This window comes from Rummeliibacillus sp. POC4, from assembly GCF_003576525.1.
Taxonomy (GTDB): Bacteria; Bacillota; Bacilli; order Bacillales_A; family Planococcaceae; genus Rummeliibacillus.
Genome location: NZ_QWUA01000047.1, coordinates 25,213 through 40,259, shown reverse-complemented (window position 1 = coordinate 40,259; position 15,047 = coordinate 25,213). Strand labels below are relative to the sequence as shown.

The window sequence follows — 15,047 nt, the reverse complement described above, 5'->3', positions numbered from 1 at the left end:
AGTATTGCTGCTAGTTTAATGCTTAGACATTAAAAAAAGAGGCTCAAATGGGCCTCTTAAATTCGAAGATATTATCTTCATCTAGGGGATGTTTTCTCTCCATATATTAATGGGAGGGATAAAGTTAAGCTACGTTTATATAATAAAATATCTTTTCCAATATGTCAATAGTGTAAAACTAAATAAAAAAAGACAGTCAAATGACTGTCTCTTTTTGCAATTAATGTTCTAAACCTGGTACGTGAATGAATGTAGCGTAGTATGTGAATCCAGCAAAGAATACTGTTAAGTAAGCACCGAAAATATACATATACATACGTTCTGTAAGGTTTAAGAAGCCTAATAGAAGGAAAAATCCTGTGTTAGCTACGAATAATAGCGAAACCTCTTTCATACCACCTAAATAAAACATAACTGCGAAAATACCTGTCCAGAAGCCAAGCACCTTATACATATTATCCATGTACGGTTCCCTCCTTTTCGACGACACAATAATCTCTTAACCATTATAAATGATTTTATTGACACATGTAAACTGCAAGTTGCTAAGAGTTTGTGACAATACAGTGTAAAAAATTCACAAATCCTAAGAATTTAAATATTATATTATATATTTACGTGATAAGTACAGTAATCACAACTATTAGTCATGCTTTCAATTTTTACAAAATCTTTTACATCGAATAATGTATCGAATTGACCTTTAAGATAAGATTCATGTAAATTACATACAATGTTAGAATGTTTACCTATTTCATCATGGTAAGGACAATTATAAACTGCAAATGACATTGTTTTTCCTTCAGGTCCCTCGTTAATTGATGGGACATATCCGATAAGGGATGCTGCTTCTGTTATTAAGTCCATTTTTTCATCAATCGATAATTGAGAGCGATCTTTGCCATGACTTAAGATAAGTTGTTCCATATCTTTTAGACCGTGGTTATAACTGATTTTTTGTCCTATACGATCTGCTTCAGGACCAATTTCTTCAATGACTTCGAGTGTCCATTGAAGTAATTCTTCATAATTTCTTTTAGGAAATGATAAGGTTACGCCATTTTCATTTGCTTTATATCTTCTTCCTGGTCGGCCACCTTTTCCGGTTTTTTCATATTCTGCACTAACGACTTCGATTTCTGTAAGCTTTGATAAATGTAATCTAGCTACGTTAGGATGAATATTGAATTTTTCAGCAATATCTTGAACGGAAAATGATTTTTTTTCTTGCAACATAAATTGGTATATGGAAAATCTAGTTTCATCAGATAAAGTACTTGTAACTTTAAGTTGATTAAACATATCAACTCACCTCCTATTTCATTACTTACTATTATATAGCAATATACCAATTGTGAAAGTAGAAAAAAACTATTCTTCAAGAAAATGTGATTTTTTTTAGAAATTTTAAAGATAAAAATGTCAATACTTTGACAATCTCTAAAACCATTCGTATGTTTTTACTTTCAGAATAAATGAAATAAAATGTTTCAATATATTCTTCCATTTCCATAATAGACCATGTATAATATTGCTAACAAGTATAGAGCGGTCATTACTTGTTTGGTAGAGAGGAGGTAAAATGTCATTTACTGAAACAATAATAGAACAAAAATCGATACAATTATTGCAAAAAGCTATTGATTTTGGCGCATCTGATTTACATTTAATGCCTTCGAAGGAGCAGTACAGCGTTTATTTTCGAAAATATGGACAACTTAAATCAGTTGGACAACTTCCCCAAGATATAGGAGATCGGATGATTTCTTATTTAAAATTTTTATCCTCATTAGACATAAGTGAAAAACGTAAACCCCAAAGTGGCTCATTCGAGCAAATATTCAATGACAAACATATTTCTTTTCGTGTTTCTACCTTACCTTCTGTGTATTTAAAAGAAAGTTTAGTTATTCGGTTAATGTTACAGAATCGAACATTACCAATTTCAGAGTTGAGCTTATTTCCTCATTCTGCTAATCAGCTAGTCGAACTTGTAGAGAGGCCTCAAGGGATTCTATTTATGACTGGACCAACTGGATGTGGGAAATCGACGACTTTATATTCTCTTATTCATCATCTAGCAACAAAGCATCAAAAGCATATTATTTCTTTAGAAGATCCTGTTGAAAACAACCAATCTGATTTGCTACAAATACAAGTAAATGAAAGAGCGGGAGTAACTTATGCAGTTGGGTTAAAAGCAATTCTAAGGCATTCTCCGGATGTTATTATGATTGGAGAAATAAGAGATCGTGAAACTGCACAAATAGCAAACGAGGCCGTGTTAACAGGACATCTAGTAGTGACGACAGTGCATAGTAAAAATACTGTTGGTTGTTTATACCGTTTATTAGATTTAGGGATTTCTTTAGAAGAACTTAAACAAACTGTTTTAGGTGTCGTTGCCCAAAGATTGGTTCATTTGAAGTCAACTCAAAAAGCTACTGCTGTTTTTGAAGTGTTATCGGATGGTTATTTAGCTGAAGCTTTTCGAGCAATCGAATATGGTCGTACTTATGAACTACCATTAGAAAATACATTAGAAGGTCAAATTGAAAAGGGGGTTAAGCTCGGTGCTATTACCCTTCATCCAAAAGAATAATTGGATTGATAAATTTGATTTGATAAAAGAAAAACGGATAAAAGAGCCAGCACAATTGTTAAAGAAAATGAGTGTCTTATTAGAAGAAGGTTATACTTTTTCTGATTCTTTGTTTATGTTATTACCACATCATAAGAAAAATAATACAGATATTGAAATAGAGATAAAGGAAGCATTACGTAATGGGGCTTCAATGACTGAAGTACTTGATTTGTTAAACTATCCTAAAATTCATCTTATGACCATATTGGTAGCCGAAGAATATGGGAAAACTGTACAAGCTTTAGAAACTGTTGCGTTACAACTGGAAAAAAAGGAACAAAACAGACAAAGACTTATTAAGCTGATGATCTATCCTACGATTCTTTTTGTATTTCTTATAGTACTTTTCTTAGCATTTCGAACATATTTTCTACCGAATATGACATTTATGATGAATTCTCAAACGACTGAAAAACAGCTTGATTTAAAATTATCTGCATTTTTTTTACATTTGCCTGATTTGTTTATCACAATGGCAATCGTTTTACTAGTTTTATTATTTTTATTGTGGAAATGGTTAAGAAAAAGAACTATTGAAGATCAAATTGAATTTCTGTTGAAAATTCCTATAGTTAATCGGCAATTTAGATTGCAAATAACTAGACAGCTCTCATATGAACTTGGTGGTTTAATCGAGAGTGGTATGCCTATGCAAGATGGGTTAGAGCTATTACAAAAACAGTCCATGCAACCTTATTTGTCAAAGGTAGCTGAAAAGATTAAACAAAGAATTTTTTATGGAGATTCTTTATCTAATGCTGTTACTCAAGAAGATTTTTTTTATAAAGGATTTTCAGAACATGTTCTACATGGTGAACAGGGTGGGAACTTAGGACGTGAATTGCAAATCTATAGCGAATTTCTAACGGAACGCACAGAAAATAGTATTAAAAGAATTTTAGCTTTAATACAACCGTTACTTTTTGTTATCGTCGCACTTTGTATATTAGGAGCTTATCTAGCTATTTTGTTACCTATGTATAAAATGATGGAGCTTGTTTAAAAAGGAGGGAGTTTTTTGGGACAAAACGGCCAAAAGGGGTTTACTCTAATTGAGATGCTTATTGTTTTATTTATCATTTCCGTGCTTATCTTAATTGCGATACCAAATGTTACAAAGCATTTTGCAACTGTTGATAAAAAAGGTTGTGATGCTTATGCCAAAATGGTGCAAGGACAAGTAGAAGCTTATCGAATTGACCAAGGTAAATACCCTGCAACAGTAGCTGAATTAGAAAGTAAAGATTACTTGAAAACAAGTGATTCTAAAGCCTGTGAAGGGAAAAACATTACCATTAGTGACGGTAAAGTAGAAGTTGCAAATTAAACAACTTTTAAAAGGTCAAGAAGGTTTTACCTTTATCGAAATGTTACTTGTTTTAGTAATCACCATGCTTATATGTTCAATTGGTATAAACGTTGGAAAGCAATATATGGATAGGCAAGAAGAAAACCGTTTTATGGAACAGTTAAAGTCTGATATTGAAATGACGCAAGCACTCTCCTTTCAATATCAAACACCCGCTAGTTTCTATATTTATGAGAGTTTAAGGGAAATTCATATTTATGCAAATGGTTATGATATGGTTAAGCCTTTGGTCATAAGAAAATACCCCGAAAATATAAAATTTAATCTAAAAAGCAATATGGACCATGTATTATATACCGAAAATCAAACTGTGTTAAAAGCTGGAACAATTAAATTCACTGTGAATGGTAGAAATAAGGAAGCAATTGTATATATAGGAGAAGGAAGAGTGAGAATTGTACAATGAAAAAGGACATTCGCTGCCAGAGTCATTATTAACACTTGTAATTGTCATGCTAATATTCGGGACATTGTTGCCATTGTTTTATCGTCTCGAAACTTCGTTATATGAAAAAAAGTTAAGTATGCATGCGGCAGAAGCAGCCCTATATGCTGCTGGTAATATTAAAAAGTTCAAAAAATATGAAGGTCAAATTATGATCGATGACATTACTTATTTTTGGGAAGGGGATGAGCAACAAATTTGTGTTGTGTATACAAGTATTCAAGAAGAAAAGCTATGTGTAAACAAAAATTAGGATCTCAACGATGCGAAAAAGGATTTACATTATTAGATTCGCTATTGCAACTTATGATTTTAGTGCTTTTTGCTCATTTCTTCCTTTTGTTTTTTTCATGGTATGCACAAAAAAATAACGGCATGTTTAATAATGATGAGTTACATTGGGAACTTTTTGCTTTTCAACTTCAAAAAGAATTAACACATTCAGAAATGTTTACTTATAATCCTAAATTATCAAAAATAATTTATTCAACAGATCGAGGAGACCTAAGTGTTTCGAATATGAGTGGTGAGCTTAGGCGAGGGCTTGGCTATCAACCACTATTATTTGGAGTTGCTCAATTAACGTTCGATTATTCAGAGTATATTCTTAAGATGAATGTTAAGTTTCATGATGGCACAGAAAGGAGTAGAGAGTATATTGTCGCAAATTTCGAAGAATGAAAGAGGATTCTTATTGCTGACAGCTATGATTTTCTTAGCTTTTTGTACCAATATTTTACTCACAGCTGGAGTTGCTTATGATTCTCGCTACCGTGCGTATAATGCATTAAAAATAGCTGCAATCGATCAAACAAAAGAAGTTTTATACTCCATGGAAAAAGAAAAAAATGATGGAAGTACAGAAATCATAGAAGAACATAAACAATAATAGTGGGTTAGAAAATATAAAAAGTATATAAGTTATCTTTATTTTTACAACATATAGTCAAAAATTTTGACATAATCTTCTAATTTACTTATATTTCTTCTTATCCTTGAATGAATTATTGGAATCGATTAGTGTTCATGCTACTATTAATAAAAAGTAATAGTTAGTTGTAAGGCAGTCGAATGGGTAAGAAGGTGAGAAGATGAGAAAAGTATATTTGGTCGGCTATATGGGATGTGGGAAAAGTGCAATTGGCAGAAGACTCAGTTATTATTTAAGAATGCCTTACTATGATATGGACAAAGAAATCGTACGACGGGAAAAAATGACAATCCCTGAGATTTTTGAACAAAAAGGTGAAGCCTATTTCCGAAAAATAGAAACGGAATTTTTAACTACTTTCAGAGATGAATTTTGCATTATTTCAACTGGTGGAGGAGTTGCAGTTAATGCAGAAAATCGTAAAATAATGCGACAAACAGGTCTAGTATTATTTTTAGACGCAACATTTCCTGATATTTGGAAGAGAATTCATAAAGACAAAAATCGTCCCATTGTCCAGCGTTCAACTAAAAAAGAGTTAGAAGATTTATATTATCAGCGTAGGAGATTTTATAAAAGTTCAGCACATATTACAATTCGTACAGAAGGACGGTCTTTAAGACAGATTGTAGAATATGCAGCATATCAGGTGAATAGATTAAAAGGCGAATGATTTTTTGTCTGCATACTGTTATAATTCGCTTTTTAAAGATGTTTATAAAAAATATTGCAAGTTATTTCATTCAATGTTAGGATGTAATCAAGCAATCCTGTTATAGAACATTGATATGTGAATAATATCAAGATGATTATTCTTGGGCGGATGATTGTACGGGGAGAGAATGCATTGAATGCATCGCCGAAGGAGCAAGTAGTAAAATACTATGAATCTCTCAGGCAAAAAGACTCGTACGGGACGCAACTCTGGAGAGCGCTATTATTAGCCACCAAAGAGGCCAGCCGTAATGGTTAAACTTTCAGGTGCATGGACAGAGAAATCCTTATAAGGGGTTTCTCTGTCCTTTTTTTGTTGAAATGGGAGAGACATTTAAAATCATTATATACTTTGGCAACAAGTTAGAGTTTGGCTAAAGTAAATAGGGTTGTCTCATCGGGGCTGTGGTAGCTGGTTAAATTATATTTATTAGGAGGAAGTACATGGGAACGGATTTAAAGCATACACCATTATTTGAATCTTATAAAAAGTATGGTGGGAAAACAATTGATTTTGGCGGATGGGATTTGCCAGTGCAATTCTCCTCTATTAAAGCTGAACATGAAGCAGTTCGCACAAAAGCTGGATTATTTGATGTTTCACATATGGGAGAAATTTTTGTTGAAGGTTCAGAAAGTTTAGCTTATTTACAAAAACTTGTGACAAATGATGTTTCCAAAGTGGCAATTGATCAAACTCAATATACAACAATGTGCTATGAAGATGGCGGTGTTGTAGACGATTTACTTATATATAAACTTGCAGAAAATCGCTACCTATTGGTCGTGAACGCTGCGAATATTGAAAAAGATTTCGAGTGGATGAACAAACAATTGTTTGGAAATGTAGAACTGACAAATTGTTCATCAGAATTTGGACAATTAGCACTCCAAGGCCCACTAGCTGAAAAAGTTTTACAGAGATTGACCGAAACTAATTTACAGGATATAAAGCCTTTCCGTCTGAAACAACATGTAGTCATTAAGGGATATGATACATTAGTATCTCGAACAGGATATACTGGCGAAGATGGTTTTGAAATATACGCTTCAAATGAAGCGACAGTTGCACTTTGGGACATTATTTTAAGTGCAGGCGAAGCGGAAGGTGTAATTCCGTGTGGTTTAGGGGCGCGTGATACTTTGAGATTTGAAGCATGTCTTCCGCTATACGGTCAAGAATTGTCAAGTACCATTTCCCCGCTTGAAGCAGGTATTAACTTTGTTGTGAAATTGAACAAAGAAGATTTTAATGGTAAAGCAGCTCTAGTAGCTCAGAAGGAGAACGGGGTAGCGCGTAAAAGTGTAGGGATTGAAATGATTGACAAAGGAATTCCTCGCCATGGTTATAAAGTGTTTAAAGGTGATGAAGAGATAGGTGAAGTAACAACAGGTACACAATCACCATTGACGAAACGTAATATCGGTTTAGCACTTATTAAAAGTGAATACGCTGAAATCGGGCAAGAATTAGAAGTTGAAATACGAAATCGTCGTTTGAAAGTAAAAACGGTTGAAACACCGTTTTATAAACGCCAAAAATAGGGAAAAGAAGAGAGGGCTTACTGCATGAAACATCGTTATTTACCAATGACTGAACAAGATCAGCAAGAAATGCTAAAGGTGATTGGCGTTTCGTCTGTTGATGAATTGTTCGAAGACATCCCAGAAAAAGTTCGATTTAAAGGTGAATTAAATCTAAAACCTGCAAAATCGGAATCAGCATTATTAAAGGAATTGGCGCAACTTGCAAAACAAAATGCAAATAGTGATGAATATGTATCGTTTTTAGGTGCAGGTGTATATGACCACTACAAACCCGTAATTGTAGACCATGTTATTTCTCGTTCAGAATTTTATACAGCTTATACACCATATCAACCAGAAATATCACAAGGTGAACTACAAGCAATCTTTGAGTTCCAAACAATGATTGCTGAATTGACAGGCATGGACCTTGCAAACTCTTCTATGTATGATGGTGGAACTGCTCTTGCCGAAGCTGGTATGTTGGCAGCAGGACAAACAAGACGTAAAAAGATACTAGTATCAGATGCTGTTCATCCAATCGCGCTAGATGTTGTGAAAACTTATGCATACGGTCAATCAATCGAAGTTGTGAATGTTCCACTAAAAGATGGTGTTACGGATTTAGATGCTCTAAACAACTTGATTGATAATGATACTGCAGCAGTTATGGTTCAATATCCTAATTTCTATGGTCGAATTGAAAACGTTCAAGCTATTTCTGATGCAATTCATGCAGTAAAGGGAATTTCTATCGTATCAGCTAATCCTCTAGCTCTAGCTATTTTAACTCCACCAGGTAAAATGGATGCAGATATTACAGTTGGAGATGCGCAACCTTTTGGTATTCCAGAAGCCTTTGGCGGACCGCACTGCGGTTACTTTGCAACAACAAAGAAACTAATGCGTAAAGTGCCTGGAAGATTAGTCGGTGAAACAGTTGATGAAGATGGACGTCGTGGTTATGTACTTACTCTACAAGCACGTGAGCAACATATTCGTCGTGAAAAAGCAACATCGAATATCTGTTCAAACCAAGCTTTAAATGCATTAGCTGCATCTGTAGCAATGACTGCACTAGGTAAAAAAGGCGTCCAAGAAATGGCTAAACAAAATATTTTAAAAACACATTACGCTAAAGAAGCCTTTGAAAATGCGGGATTTGAAGTTCCTTTCAAAGGACCACATTTCAATGAGATTGTTGTCAAAGTGGAAGGCTCTGTTCAAGCATTAAATGATGCATTATTCGAAAAAAATATTATTGGTGGATTTGATTTAGGAAAAGTGAGTCCTGAACTTGAAAATCATATTCTAATTGCAGTCACTGAACAACGTACAAAAGAAGAAATCGACGCACTCGTGCAAGAAATGGGGGCTCTACAACATGCATAAAGAAAACCAACCACTTGTTTTTGAATTATCTAAAGAAGGCCGTGTAGGCTATAGCTTATCAAAAGTAGATGTACCGGAAGTAGAACTATCAACTATCTTACCTTCTGAGTTTATTCGTACAGAAGAAGCTGAACTTCCAGAGCTTTCAGAATTAGATATTATGCGTCATTATACTGCACTATCTCGTCGCAATCATGGTGTAGACTCTGGTTTCTATCCACTTGGTTCTTGTACGATGAAATATAATCCAAAAGTCAATGAAAATGTTGCAAGATTCCCAGGCTTTGCTAATATACATCCATTGCAAGATGAAAAAACAGTTCAAGGTGCTTTAGGGCTCATGTATGACTTACAACAACATCTGATTGAAATTACCGGAATGGCTGAAGTAACATTGCAACCTGCAGCTGGTGCTCATGGGGAATGGACAGCGCTAATGATGATCCGTGCTTTCCATGAAGCAAATGGAGAAACTGGTCGTACAAAAGTTATCGTTCCAGACTCAGCACATGGCACAAACCCAGCATCTGCAAATGTTGCTGGATTTGACATCGTCACTGTGAAATCAGATGAAAATGGCTTAGTAGATTTAGAGGATTTACGCAAAGTTGTCGGTCCTGATACGGCAGCATTAATGTTAACAAATCCTAATACTTTAGGTCTCTTTGAAGAACATATCCTTGAAATTGCAGAAATTATTCATGGCGTTGGCGGTAAAGTTTACTATGATGGGGCAAATTTAAACGCTGTTATGTCTAAAGCAAGACCAGGTGATATGGGATTTGACTGTGTACATTTGAACTTGCATAAAACATTTACCGGCCCTCACGGTGGTGGAGGCCCAGGTTCAGGTCCTGTAGGTGTAAAAGAAGATATGATTCCATTCCTTCCAAAGCCTGTGCTAGTTAAAACAGAAAATGGCTATCAATTTGACTATGACCGTCCTCAATCTATCGGGCGTGTAAAACCTTACTATGGTAACTTTGGTATCAATGTACGTGCATATACTTATATTCGTTCAATGGGCCCTGATGGCTTAAAAGCTGTCACTGAAAACGCAGTGATCAACGCAAACTACATGATGCGTCGTTTACAACCATATTACGAATTGCCATACAATCGTCATTGTAAACATGAATTTGTGTTAAGTGGAAGTCGCCAGAAAAAACTAGGAGTCCGTACGCTCGATATAGCAAAAAGACTGTTGGATTTTGGTTATCATCCACCAACAACTTACTTCCCATTAAATGTGGAAGAAGGGTTAATGATAGAACCAACAGAAACTGAATCTAAAGAGACGCTAGACGCTTTCTGTGATGCTATGATTCAAATAGCAAAAGAAGCAGAAGAAACGCCTGAAATCGTACAAGAAGCACCTCATACGACTGTAATAAGCCGTTTAGATGAAACACGAGCTGCACGCCATCCAGTTTTGAAATATGTAAAACCAAATGAAACGGAACGGTAGAAGTATAAAAAGAATAATCAATTTAATCTGAAAGTAAAGACGATTCACTCCGATAATCATATTGGAGATGAATCGTCTTTTTATTGAATTTTATAGTTCCTTTAGTATGTCGAAATTCCTGGATTTTAATTTGAAAAGAGAAATAAAATCGAAAAAATGGAGTTTCTTCCTATTATATATACCCAGGAAATGAAGTGGGAAATAAAATCTTAACTAATTGCGTATGAAAGAGCAGTATTATGCTTAAAATGGAAATGCCTAGTACTAATGAGGATCTCAGGAGAGCGATTCTTCAAGTTAAAGTTTTAATTCAAAATATAAAAAATATTACTTTTTACTGAATATATAAATGGTTCAACTAATTCTAAAAAGAAAAAGAAAGCCATTTCATATTTGAAATGACTTTCATATTTTTAGAAGAAAACTATTTGACTTTAATTTTACCGTGCCAGTTTTTGTAGCCGCCTTCTAATTGATACAATTCATTGTATCCTTTTTTCTTTAAAAATAATGCAGCACGTGCGCTACGGCCAGCATTTTGGCAGTAAAGATAAACCGGTTTATCTGGGCGAAGCTCATGATAACGGTTGCGAAGTTGAGTTGTTGGTAGGTTACGAGCACCTAAAATGTGTCCACCTTCAAATTCTTTTAATTCGCGAACATCGATTAGTTGCGCTTTACGATAACCTTTTTTAAATTCTTCTTCATTTAAAGTAATTACTGCTTTTTTTAAGCGTAATGCGTTAATTAGTGCGTAAATAATAATTACGCCAAGGATGATTAATATTGTATATAACCAACTCAAGTTGCCTTACCCCTTTCTATCTATAAATAATATTATAAAAGAAGAACTAGCGATAGTCCAATGACTTTGTTAAAATAGAAAAGTTGATATAAAAGGGAGACGATAAAATGACAAATAAATGGTATTTTATTAATTCAGGTCCATGTAGTCCAGCATATAATATGGCTCTAGATGAAGCGCTTCTACATTGGCATAGTAAAGGTTTAATTCCACCAGTAATTCGATTTTACGAATGGAATCCTGCAACACTCTCTATCGGATATTTTCAACAAGCAAAAAAAGATATCAATTTCGAACAATTACATAGATTGAATTTAGGATTTGTCAGACGCCCAACAGGTGGACGCGCAGTCCTACATGAGCATGAGTTAACTTATAGTGTCATCGTGTCAGAAGACTATCCAAATATGCCTAAAACGGTCACTGAAGCTTATAAAGTGATTAGTGAGGGATTATTATTAGGGTTCAGAAATTTAGGCTTAGATGCGTATTTCTCTATTCCTGATACAGAAGAAAAAAGAGATATTTTAAAGAATCCAAAAAGTGCAGTTTGTTTTGATGCTCCTAGTTGGTATGAACTTGTTGTAGAAGGAAAGAAAGTCGCTGGTAGTGCACAAACTAGACAAGAAGGCGTAATTTTACAACACGGTGCTATTTTAATCGATTTAGATGATGAAAAATTGATATCACTTTTCAATTTTCCATCAGACGCATCGAAGGAACGCATGCGCAAACATTTACCACAAAAAGCAGTGGCTATCAATCAATTAGCAAATCGAAGAGTAGATGTAGAAACTTGTACTAAAGCATTCCACAAGGGATTTGAAGATGCTCTTCATATTGAGTTGATCCCTTATGAATTGACACAAGAACAAAAGGATTTTGTTGAAAATCTTGCAAAAACAAAGTATGCAACAGATGAATGGAATTTCAGAAAATAGTAGGTTTTTAGTCTTATTTTTTGTGGTAAAAAGACGAAAAATCCTAAAAAACGCGATATAACAACGTTCTTTGAAAAAAAAGACCATTTGCTTTTCTAATCAATATATAGTATCGTATTTAAATGTAAATATACTATATATTGTGTTTTGCTATAAGAATAGGGGGCGGATGGTATGGTACTTGCATCGCAACATCATCATCAGACAATCGACATTAAACAATTAAACAAAGACATTCAACAATTTCCTCAAGTTCATTCCATCACAGAGGATATGCATATTACTCATAAAGGTGTATCTAGACTTGTGATGATTGACCGTTATTCTTTTAAAGATACTGAAAAGAAAACGTTAAAAGCTGGGGATTTTGTTGTTTTAACAGTAAAGGCAGATCCGAAGTTCCCTGCTCGTGGACTTGGTTATATCGTTTCAATCGATGAAACAACTAAAAAAGCAAAAATCTTAATCGAGGAAGACTATCGTAGTGCAATTGATGATCCAGAAGAACAAGCTTCAGGAATTGTTTCTCGTTCATTAGATGTTATTGAAAAACCTTTAGAAGTCTTTTATGAACAAATAGCTAAACGTAATGCTACAGGTTTAGCATCTGTTGAAAAGACAGAAGAAAAACGTAAAGAATGGTATCAAAAATTTTATAAACAGCTTGTAAATTTAAACTTCATCCCTGCCGGACGAGTTATTTATGGAGCAGGCTCCGGTACGGATGTTACATATTTTAACTGTTACGTAATGCCATTTGTTGCTGATTCACGTGAAGGAATAAGTGATCACCGTAAACAAGTAATGGAAATTATGAGTAGAGGTGGCGGTGTTGGCACAAACGGTTCAACATTAAGACCGCGTAATACATTGGCTCGTGGTGTAAATGGTAAATCATCAGGTTCTGTATCATGGTTAGATGATATTGCGAAATTGACACATCTTGTAGAACAAGGCGGATCACGTCGCGGTGCTCAAATGATTATGTTATCTTGTACGCATCCTGATATCTATGAATTTATTATTTCTAAAATGCAAAATCCACGTATATTGCGATTCTTAATCGAAAATACAAAGGATGAAGAGATTAAACGTCTTGCAAAAGAAAAACTTAAATTCACACCATTAACAGAACAAGAAAAGGCTATGTACCAAGGAATCATAAATTATAAAACAATTCCTGGTTTCGGCGGATTTAATGAGGGTATTTTCAAAGATGCAGAAGCAAAACTAAGAGATGGCGGAACTTATACAGTTAACAACCCAGAATTCTTAACAGGTGCCAATATTTCTGTCACATTGACAAACGAATTCATGGAAGCTGTTGAAGATAATAAAGAGTTTGAGCTACGTTTCCCTGCAGTTGAAACTTATGACGAAAAAGAAATGGCAATTTATAACGAAGAATGGCATAAATGTGGCGATGTTCGTGAATGGGAAGCTATGGGACATGCTGTTCGTACATATCGTACGATTAAAGCACGTGAGCTTTGGAATTTAATCAATATCTGTGCTACCTATTCAGCAGAACCTGGTATTTTCTTTATCGATAATGCCAATGAAATGACAAATGCAAAAAGTTATGGACAAAAGGTTGTTGCAACTAACCCTTGTGGTGAACAACCATTAGCGCCATATTCAGTTTGTAACCTAGCTGCAGTAAACCTAGCTCAGTTTGCAAAGAAAGACACAAAAACAGTGGATTTCGAAGCACTAAAAGAAACAGTTAGAGTAGGCGTACGCATGCAAGATAACGTAATCGATGCTACACCATACTTCCTTGAAGAAAACCGTGTACAAGCACTAGGAGAACGTCGTGTAGGACTAGGTGTTATGGGTCTTGCGGATTTACTTATCTACTGTGAAAAAGAATATGGATCTGAAGAAGGTAATATCCTAGTAGATGAGATCTTTAAGACAATTGCTATTACAGCTTACGAAACATCTACAGAATTGGCAAAAGAACGCGGTAGTTTCCCATTCTTAGTAGGCGAAACGGAAGAAGATACAGCTGTTCTTCGTAAACGTTTCACAGAAACAGGTTTTATGAAAAAAATGCCAGAATATATACGTCAATCAGTAGTAGAAAACGGTATTCGTAATTCTCATCTATTAACAGTTGCACCTACTGGTTCTACTGGTACAATGGTGGGCGTCTCAACAGGTTTAGAACCTTACTTCTCATTTACTTATTATCGTAGTGGACGACTTGGTAAATTTATCGAAGTAAAAGCAGATATTGTCCAAGAATATTTAGAAGCACATCCAGAAGCGGACGAAAATCATCTACCAGAGTGGTTTGTGACTGCAATGGAATTAGCTCCTGAAGCACATGCAGATGTACAATGTATCATTCAACGTTGGATTGATAGTTCAATTTCTAAAACTGTTAACGCCCCACGCGGTTATACTGTAGAACAAGTTCAAAAAGTGTATGAACGTCTTTATAAAGGTGGCGCAAAAGGCGGTACAGTTTATGTTGATGGAAGTCGTGATTCTCAAGTGTTGACATTAAAAGCCGAAGAGAATCATATGGATGAAACAGTAGTTGAAGAAAAAGTAATTGAAAAACGTCCAGTTGTTCTTGTAGATACTATTCAAGATCTACGTTCTACTAACGTAACAATTGGTTCAGAAGTCGGAAATACTTGCCCAGTATGTCGCAAAGGGACAGTTGAAGAATTAGGTGGCTGTAATACTTGCACAAACTGTGGTGCTCAACTAAAATGTGGATTATAAAATAGACAAAATTAGAAAGGGCATGTATGAAAATTCCTTTTAAGATATGCCCTTTATGATAGATGGTAGAGT

The 15,047-nt window shown here is 34.8% G+C and carries 16 protein-coding genes and 2 riboswitches; of the genes, 13 read left to right on the top strand and 3 right to left on the bottom strand.

Going from position 1 to position 15,047, the window contains the following annotated elements; translation table 11 throughout:
• Positions 1-220: 220 nt before the first annotated feature.
• The gene (locus tag D1606_RS12460; RefSeq protein WP_119416339.1) at positions 221-463 is read right to left on the bottom strand and encodes a DUF2626 family protein; all 243 of its coding nucleotides are present in this window, start codon (positions 461-463) and stop codon (positions 221-223) included.
• A gap of 143 nt (positions 464-606) precedes the next feature.
• Positions 607-1,302, bottom strand: a complete 696-nt coding sequence (locus tag D1606_RS12455) for a helix-turn-helix transcriptional regulator (protein ID WP_119416338.1) — start codon at positions 1,300-1,302, stop codon at positions 607-609.
• Between the two features lie 280 nt (positions 1,303-1,582).
• Here D1606_RS12455 and comGA point away from each other — a divergent pair, with 280 nt between their 5' ends.
• The 11 genes from comGA to gcvPB all read left to right on the top strand — a co-directional run bounded on the left by comGA (position 1,583) and on the right by gcvPB (position 10,490).
• A complete protein-coding gene (comGA, locus tag D1606_RS12450; RefSeq protein ID WP_119416337.1) occupies positions 1,583-2,602 on the top strand; it encodes a competence type IV pilus ATPase ComGA in 1,020 nt (339 codons plus the stop codon).
• Positions 2,574-3,647, top strand: a complete 1,074-nt coding sequence (gene comGB, locus D1606_RS12445) for a competence type IV pilus assembly protein ComGB (RefSeq protein ID WP_119416336.1) — start codon at positions 2,574-2,576, stop codon at positions 3,645-3,647. Before comGA ends, comGB begins: the two co-directional genes overlap by 29 nt.
• Positions 3,648-3,701: 54 nt before the next feature.
• On the top strand, positions 3,702-3,971 hold the full coding sequence (comGC, locus tag D1606_RS12440) for a competence type IV pilus major pilin ComGC (protein WP_119416341.1): 270 nt from the start codon (positions 3,702-3,704) through the stop codon (positions 3,969-3,971).
• Positions 3,961-4,419, top strand: a complete 459-nt coding sequence (gene comGD, locus D1606_RS12435; protein WP_119416335.1) for a competence type IV pilus minor pilin ComGD — start codon at positions 3,961-3,963, stop codon at positions 4,417-4,419. The genes comGC and comGD overlap by 11 nt, the downstream gene beginning before the upstream one ends.
• A complete protein-coding gene (locus D1606_RS12430; RefSeq protein WP_119416334.1) occupies positions 4,409-4,711 on the top strand; it encodes a hypothetical protein in 303 nt (100 codons plus the stop codon). The genes comGD and D1606_RS12430 overlap by 11 nt, the downstream gene beginning before the upstream one ends.
• Complete coding sequence (gene comGF, locus D1606_RS12425; protein ID WP_119416333.1) at positions 4,693-5,139, top strand: competence type IV pilus minor pilin ComGF; 447 nt, start codon at positions 4,693-4,695, stop codon at positions 5,137-5,139. Before D1606_RS12430 ends, comGF begins: the two co-directional genes overlap by 19 nt.
• Positions 5,117-5,347, top strand: a complete 231-nt coding sequence (locus D1606_RS12420) for a hypothetical protein (RefSeq protein WP_124218288.1) — start codon at positions 5,117-5,119, stop codon at positions 5,345-5,347. The genes comGF and D1606_RS12420 overlap by 23 nt, the downstream gene beginning before the upstream one ends.
• A gap of 202 nt (positions 5,348-5,549) precedes the next feature.
• Positions 5,550-6,062, top strand: a complete 513-nt coding sequence (locus tag D1606_RS12415) for a shikimate kinase (RefSeq protein WP_119416331.1) — start codon at positions 5,550-5,552, stop codon at positions 6,060-6,062.
• 150 nt (positions 6,063-6,212) lie between these two features.
• Positions 6,213-6,308, top strand: a riboswitch (glycine riboswitch).
• Between the two features lie 3 nt (positions 6,309-6,311).
• A riboswitch (glycine riboswitch) is annotated at positions 6,312-6,384 on the top strand.
• 163 nt (positions 6,385-6,547) lie between these two features.
• Positions 6,548-7,648: a glycine cleavage system aminomethyltransferase GcvT gene (gene gcvT / locus D1606_RS12410; RefSeq protein WP_119416330.1), complete on the top strand. Its 1,101-nt coding sequence runs from the start codon at positions 6,548-6,550 to the stop codon at positions 7,646-7,648.
• A gap of 24 nt (positions 7,649-7,672) precedes the next feature.
• Positions 7,673-9,022, top strand: a complete 1,350-nt coding sequence (gcvPA, locus tag D1606_RS12405) for an aminomethyl-transferring glycine dehydrogenase subunit GcvPA (protein WP_119416329.1) — start codon at positions 7,673-7,675, stop codon at positions 9,020-9,022.
• On the top strand, positions 9,015-10,490 hold the full coding sequence (gene gcvPB, locus D1606_RS12400; RefSeq protein ID WP_119416328.1) for an aminomethyl-transferring glycine dehydrogenase subunit GcvPB: 1,476 nt from the start codon (positions 9,015-9,017) through the stop codon (positions 10,488-10,490). Before gcvPA ends, gcvPB begins: the two co-directional genes overlap by 8 nt.
• A 424-nt stretch (positions 10,491-10,914) precedes the next feature.
• Here gcvPB and D1606_RS12395 read toward each other — a convergent pair whose 3' ends face one another.
• Positions 10,915-11,295 (bottom strand): rhodanese-like domain-containing protein, encoded by a 381-nt coding sequence (locus D1606_RS12395; protein ID WP_119416327.1) that lies wholly within the window; start codon positions 11,293-11,295, stop codon positions 10,915-10,917.
• A gap of 107 nt (positions 11,296-11,402) precedes the next feature.
• On the opposite strand from D1606_RS12395, the gene D1606_RS12390 reads away from it, so the two are divergent.
• Together D1606_RS12390 and D1606_RS12385 are read left to right on the top strand one after the other, a co-directional pair.
• Positions 11,403-12,236: a lipoate--protein ligase family protein gene (locus D1606_RS12390; RefSeq protein ID WP_119416326.1), complete on the top strand. Its 834-nt coding sequence runs from the start codon at positions 11,403-11,405 to the stop codon at positions 12,234-12,236.
• A 174-nt stretch (positions 12,237-12,410) separates the two neighbouring features.
• Complete coding sequence (locus tag D1606_RS12385; RefSeq protein ID WP_119416325.1) at positions 12,411-14,975, top strand: vitamin B12-dependent ribonucleotide reductase; 2,565 nt, start codon at positions 12,411-12,413, stop codon at positions 14,973-14,975.
• Positions 14,976-15,047 lie beyond the last annotated feature (72 nt).